Raw genomic sequence first — 7,101 nt, 5'->3', positions numbered from 1 at the left:
TTACGGTCTACGGTCTACGGTCTACGGTCTACGGTCTACGGTCTACGGTCTACGGTTTACGGTCTACGGTCTACGGTCTACGGTCTACGGTTTACGGTCTACGGTCTACGGTCTACGGTCTACGGTTTACGGTCTACGGTCTACGGTCTACGGTCTACGGTCTACGGTCTACGGTCTACGGTCTACGGTCTACGGTCTACGGTCTACGGTCTACGGTCTACGGTCTACGGTCTACGGTTTACGGTCCCTGTCAGAGAAACTCCACCGAATCCAGGAATGCCTGCGCGGTCTGTTTTTCCCGGCCATCAGCGGTGTAACTGGCCATTAAAAGCAGCATATGATTGTCGTGGGTATAGATATGCTGCACCATCTCACCCTTTTCTTCGCCAAGGTTAATCACCAGTTCGTAGCCCTTTTTACCCTGGTGCTGAATAAAGCCACGACGGCTGATGGCGGCATTAATCCCAAAATCGTTACCAAAGCGGCGGCTGATGCTGTCGAAGTCTTCCAGCGATAACTCGTTGATATCCTGCTCATCAAACACATCAAACGCAGTACCCATGGCCACGACGACCAGGGTCATTTCACCGTTTTCAACCTGCTGATTTACCACCTGCTCAATGCTGACCTGGCCTGTCATGTGGGAGGCAGTATCGGGCTTGGGCAGCATGCGCACCTTGACCGGAATACTGGCCAGAAAGTGACTCTCGAGGGGGAGGGGAGCCATATAATGGCGGTAACCAAAAAAACAGGCTGTCAGTACTGACAGCAATAACACCAGTTTTGTCATCATTCATTCCTTTGAAACTGACTTGCAGTGATTATCTTAGCAGCTTTTTTTCACCGTGAACCTGCAGCAAAAGCATGACATTGATGTCAGCAAGGATTGCCACAGGTTCAGATAAAAAAGCCCGCGTTTGGCGCTGTTTTGGCGCTGTTTTTGCGAAACAACGTCAGATAGGCGAGCCCGGCGGCATGGGCAATGGTTTGCTGATAATGCGCGCCGCGGCATCGTCAAGCCCCCGTGCAATGCCCTGCGACAGGTAATGATAGTGGGCTGCATCAGCCTCGCTGGAGCGACTGGTTTTCCGTTCCAGCTGCTTTTGGGCGTAGGCGAGCCTGGCACCCAGCACGGCCTTGACTTCGGGAGACGTATCCTCATGGTGGAAGGCATCGAGCACCGCATCCACAGACACGGCATTAAGGCGCATCCACACGCCACGTTCAAGGCCATTCCTGCCCTCCTGAAACAGAGTCACGGCAAACAGCCTGTCTACCAGGGTGGTAACCGAAAGCTGCTCACTGTCGCTCTGAAAGCCCTGTTCTACCCGATTCAGACGTTTGGGCATCAACAGAGTTGTCACCGTATGGCGCGACAGCACCTCGGCCATGCCGATGGGGTCCGGCAGTATGCCAAGACCCGAGGCAAAGCTTTCGCGGCTGGCCTGATAATTACCCTGCTTTGGCAACAGGCCTTCAACCAACTCCCTTGGCAAGGTCAGTTCAGCGGTATCCAGGGTGGCGAGCACTGTGCCCAGCGCCTGCTTTTGCAGCTCCGGTGCCATATAGTGCCAGCTGTAGGCACCATCGTAAGCGTAGTCGGTGCCGCCTATCACCTTGATGGCGGCTTCAATCTGGTAGCGCGACAGCAGGTACAGCGGCACCAGCACATCGGCCAGTTCACCCAAAGGCTCGCCCTGAAGCAGCGCCTGGGGATTAAAGTCGGCCAACGCCTTGCGGCGTACCTCCTGCAGGCGGGAAAGCTCTGCCACAGGATCTGTGCCATTGTCCCACAGGCTGGCGTAGGCGTGGCTGGCATCCGGGCTGCGGGAGTCACTCTCACCTATGTAGCGCAGGCCCTTGGCTTGTACGTCCGCCAGCAGCCTGGACAGCCCCGCCGCTTCATCGGCGCCAAAGTCAGCGTAGCCGTAGGCAATGGCAAACTTATCCCACTCGCCAATACCCGGAGTATAAGGGGTGGAAATATCAATCTTACCGCCATTGAGGCTCACCATGGGGTGAGGGTAATCCATCACAGAGGCATTGTTGTTGCTGGAAGCGGCAAAGTTGTGATCAATGCCGAGGGTGTGGCCAATCTCGTGGGCAGACAGCTGGCGAATACGCTCAAGCGCCAGATGCTCGGCGGCCTTGGCGGCAGCTTCCCTGTCTTCCCAACCGGCGGTGAGAGCACGGGCAATAAGATGATCCTGCCGCACCCGCAGACTACCCAGGGTCACATGACCCTTGATAATTTCGCCGCTGCGCGGGTCAGCAATGGCCGAGCCGTATGACCAGCCACGGCTGGCGCGGTGCACCCACTGCACCACGTTAAAGCGAACATCCTGCGGATCAGCATCTTCCGGCAGCAGCTCCATCTTGAAGCCGTTGATAAAACCGGCAGCATTGAAGGCATCTTCCCACCAGCGGCCGCCATCAAGCAGGGCACTGCGGATAGGCTCAGGTACCCCCGGGTCGAGGTAATAGACTATGGGCTCAACCACTTCAGAAGGCGCGGCGCCGGGGGTCTTTTTCTGCAAACGGTGGCGCAGCAACTGGCGCCTGACCACGCTCTGGTCGATGGCAGTCGCGTAGTCCAGATACTCGTTGGACAGATAACCACTTTGCGGATGATAGTCGCGGGCGACATAGCCTGGCTCGGGCAGGGCAATAAACGAGAACCGCATGCGGATGGAAATGGCTTTGGGGTCTGGTGCGACCTGCGCGACATAAGCACCCGGCTCACCGGAGGCAAAGGTCAGTTGCACGTCCACATCACTGTTGCCGGGGAAGGATTTCACATAGTCAGGCATAATCAGCGAGCGTGAGCTATCCAGGCTGAAAGCCCCCTGCCCTCTGGCTTTAAGCGTATCTGTGACGCCGTGTAAATCGCTGAGCACCAGCCCATTCAAGGGTGCCAGAGGCTTCTTGCCTTTAACTACCGGGGCGCGCCACAAAATGGAGTCAGCAAAGGCTTCTTTTACTGCCCGCTGCTCAGGTGCATAGTCGCTGTCGGCGCGGTAGCGGGTATTGAGTTCCCGCAGAATAAGGTCTGGGCCAATGCGCTCAAACTGCACCATTCTTGTGCGCCCCAACTGGCCGCGATCCAGGCCGATATCGTTGGAACCTACGCCCTGTGGCAGGCTGGTGACCAGCAGGAAGGGTTGATTAAGCCGATTGGCCTCGAGATAAACATCACCCTCGTGGTAATGGAAATTCAGAAACCCCCTGGCCGACTGGCTCTGTTTGATAATACCGGCAGAATTATCGGCGGCAGACACGTTCATGGCTGGCGCACTCGCCAGCAGCAGTGCCAGTACGAGGGTCGAGGGTTTCATTTTATCTCCTTGTTGTCAGGGCTGGGACCGGCCCCTGTATTTCTCTTTGTGTCCTATCCAGTGACTCAGCGTGTCAAACAGCTCTGTCAATACTATGGGCTTGGTGATATGGGCATTCATGCCCGCAGCCAGACTCTTCTCACGGTCGCCCGACATGGCATGGGCCGTCATGGCGATAATGGGTAACTCATCAAAGCTGTAACGCTTGCGAAGCTCAGTGGCGGCGGTAAGACCATCCATCACCGGCATTTGTATATCCATGAGTACCGCATCGTAGCTGCGCTTTTCAACCATCTCGAGAGAAATCTGGCCATTATCGGCCACATCCACCTCGTAACCGGCACTCTTTAACAGTTCGGTGGCCACCTGCTGGTTGATAAAGTTATCTTCTACCAGCAGCACCACCCCCTTGTGCTCACTGTCATCACTGACATCGGGCGCGGGCAGTGCCTCCGGAGCCGCCGGAGCGAATGCGCGGATGATTTCATCAAACAGGCTGGAAGCCTTGAACGGCTTTTGCAACATGGCAAACACCCGGTCACTGTCCAAATCCATCCTGAGTGGCTCAGCGGCATAGGCAGTCATTATGATGATCACCGGACGGGTCGCCAGTGTGCCCTGAGCCACCATATAATCAATGGCATCTATGACCTGAATACCGTCCATCTCGGGCATCATCCAGTCGAGCAACACCAGATCTATCGGGTGACGCCCCAGCTTGTACAGCGCCTCGGCGCCGCTGGCTGCGGTTTCCACGTCAAAATGGAAATCGCGCATCACCGCAGAATAAATTTGCAGTGCCGTGGGGTTATCGTCCACCACCAGGGTCCGCAGGCTGGCCAAACGTTCTGGCACCACTATGGGTTCAACCCGCGCCTCTTCGGCAATTTCAAAGCTCACGGTAAAGCTGAAGGTTGAACCGGCTCCGGGTTCGCTGTCCACCTGCATGGTACCACCCATCATGGACACCAGATGCTTACTGATAGACAGCCCCAGGCCTGTGCCGCCGTATTTACGGGTAGTGGAGCCATCGGCCTGGGCGAAGGCATCAAACAGTTTCTCCTGCTGCTCGCGGCTGATACCTATGCCGGTGTCACGCACCCAGAATTTAAGGGTGATACGGTGATCCCGCTCACCCACATCCTCACAACCCAGCTCAATTTCACCATTTTGGGTAAATTTAACCGCATTGGACAACAGGTTAATCAACACCTGCCCCAGACGCAGCGGATCACCCTTAAGCATCAGTCCGGCCGTAACTGGTGCGTACAGCAGCAGCTCAACACCTTTCTCCTGCGCCTTGAGAGCATTGAGATCCAGGGTGTGGTCAAGCACCTTGTCCAGCGGGAAGGCCACCTTTTCCAGCTCGAGCTTACCGGCCTCAATCTTGGAGAAATCGAGGATGTCGTTGATGATTCGAAGCAACGACTGGGCAGAGAAGCTGGCCTTGTCGAGGTAGTCCTTTTGCTGTTCCGTCAGACTGGTGCGCCCCGCCAGCTGCAACATGCCGATAATGGCGTTCATGGGGGTGCGGATTTCGTGGCTCATATTGGCCAGGAACTCGCTCTTGTAAAGGTTGGCCAGTTCCGCATCCTGCTTGGCCTCCAGCAGTGCCACTTCGTTACTCTTGTGGCGGGTGATGTCTTTGTGGGTACCCACCATCCGCTTGGGTTGGGCATCCTGGGTAAATTCCACTACCCGGCCGCGACTGAGCATCCAGTGGTACATTCCGGTTTTGGCCCGCATGCGGAATTCAATTTCAAAGGCTCCGACAGGGTCTTTGAGGTACTGTTCGCGGTATTCCTGCACCCGGATGCTGTCATCCGGATGGATAAGGCTGTCGATGGTGGACAACAGCGCAGGGAACTCGTTGGTCTTGTAGCCCAGCATGGAGTAATAGGCCGGATTACAGATGATTTGCTCTGAGTCCAGATACCAGTCCCACAGGCCATCTTCCACTGCATCCATGGCGAGGTGGTAACGCTCTTCCGAGAGTCGCAGCTGTTCGGCCGACTCGTATTCGCGGGTCACATCACGCCACACCGCAATCAGGCCCATCAACTCGCCTCGGCGGTTATAGAATGGCAATTTAAGGGTATCGAGCAGCACAGGTTTACCGGCCAGCTCAATTTTTTCCTGATAACGCAAAGGGGTGCGCTCGCTGAGCACCTGCTCATCTTCGGCACGAATGCGGCTGGATTGCTCCGGGGTGGTCAGTTCTTCGCTGGAGAGGCCAATCATCTCGGCTTCACTGAAGCCAAGCATGCGTTCAGCCGACTTGTTACAACCAAGGTAGTGGCCTTCTTTGTCTTTAAAGACAATGGCCTCGGGAATGGAGTCCAGCAAGGAGCGCAAGAGTGCATATTCACGCTCCCGTCGCTCTGTGGTTTCTTTAAGACGCTCGGTACGGCGGGCCACCAGCTTATCGAGGCGTTTATTCTGCTCGGCAAGGTGTTTGGTGTACTGCTGGTTCTCTTCAAAAATACGGCTTACCAGGGCAAACCAGGGCTCCCAGCCCGCGGTCACTTTTTCCGGCGCCGGCATGGGGTGTACTGAACAGCCCTCGAGGTGCGACAGCAGCCTTGATGCAGGGCTTACGAAGGAGCGGCGGGTCTGCCAGTGCACTATGGTAACCAGTACCGACAGCGCCAATACCACCAGAATAAAGGTCAGCTGCAGCTTCTCCCAGCTGTCTTTAAAGAGGTCGTCCACATCCTGAATGTATAACAGCCGCCACGGCGCGTTGTGCAGCGCCACCGAGTGAATGTAATAGCCGTTGCGGATAACGCCGCCATGGGCATCAAAGAGTTCAGACTCCGGCAACGAATGCAGCTCAGAAGGAATGCGCTGGCTGATGTGATAAACCCGCTTGAGATCCTCGCCGTCCATGTCGGAGTGGGACAGAATATTGTTGCTTTGGTCAAGCAGGATAACCGTGCCCGGCATCTTGAAGTACAGGCGGATTTGCCGCGCCAGCGATGCCAGTGTCATATCCAGATTGATGGAGCCGATAAACTCATCTTCCAGATAGATGGGCACACCCAGGGTGGTCAAAAGCCCCTTGTCGCTGGAGTCGAGATAAGCCTCACTCCAGAACACGCTGCGCTGGGGGTTCATGGCCGGTGTGGCCAGCTGAAACTGTTTCTTGTTCAGCAGTTCATCGCGAAAGCGCTGTTCGTCCAAGGGCCAGGGATAATAGGACATCATCCGCCGCTTGGAGATGTAATAAATGGCCGATGCCTTGGGCGCCGCCTCTTTGGCCACCGGGAAAGACAGGGAGAGCTCAAACAGCATCTCCAGTTCCTGATAAAACTTATCGGTCCGGTCTTTCAGGGAGCCGGTACCTGTGATGCGGCCCATATTGGTAAAGGGCTGACCGCTCTCGGCGTAGTGGGGTTCGAGGGTGAAATAGTGGCCATTCTGGTTGAACTTTTCGTACTGGGGCAAGCGCTCTTTACGCACCAGTTCACCCAGACGCAAATGATCCACCGCCACATCCCGCAAGCTTTTTACCGCGCGGATACTGGACTCCAGCAACAGGTCAATCTGCAATACGTGGCGATCGATTTGCTCTTCGCGCTGGGCCAGCAACTGGTTTTTCTCCCGATCAAAGAAAAACCAGGCAGTGAGACACGCCATCACGATTACACCTATGTAGGTGTAAAACACCGCCTTATTGTAGTTACGTTGAATAGGCGATTTGAGCTGAAGATCCGGCTCATTCGATTTCATCAAAAAACCTTTCGCATCCCCTGAAAATGGGTGC

The 7,101-nt window shown here is 55.7% G+C and carries 3 protein-coding genes; all 3 read right to left on the bottom strand.

Going from position 1 to position 7,101, the window contains the following annotated elements:
* Positions 1 to 250: 250 nt before the first annotated feature.
* Positions 251 to 793, bottom strand: coding sequence for a hypothetical protein (locus ABYK60_RS14095; protein WP_372872657.1), 543 nt, complete (start codon positions 791 to 793; stop codon positions 251 to 253).
* A gap of 160 nt (positions 794 to 953) precedes the next feature.
* Positions 954 to 3,335, bottom strand: a complete 2,382-nt coding sequence (locus tag ABYK60_RS14090; RefSeq protein WP_372872656.1) for a zinc-dependent metalloprotease — start codon at positions 3,333 to 3,335, stop codon at positions 954 to 956.
* Between the two features lie 15 nt (positions 3,336 to 3,350).
* Positions 3,351 to 7,067 carry a response regulator gene (locus ABYK60_RS14085; protein WP_372872655.1) on the bottom strand — a complete coding sequence of 1,239 codons (3,717 nt, stop codon included), beginning with the start codon at positions 7,065 to 7,067 and terminating at the stop codon, positions 3,351 to 3,353.
* Between the last annotated feature and the right edge of the window lie 34 nt (positions 7,068 to 7,101).

The organism is Shewanella sp. (genome assembly GCF_041630135.1).
Taxonomy (GTDB): domain Bacteria; phylum Pseudomonadota; class Gammaproteobacteria; order Enterobacterales; family Shewanellaceae; genus Shewanella.
This window is presented reverse-complemented; position numbering and strand designations above follow the sequence as displayed.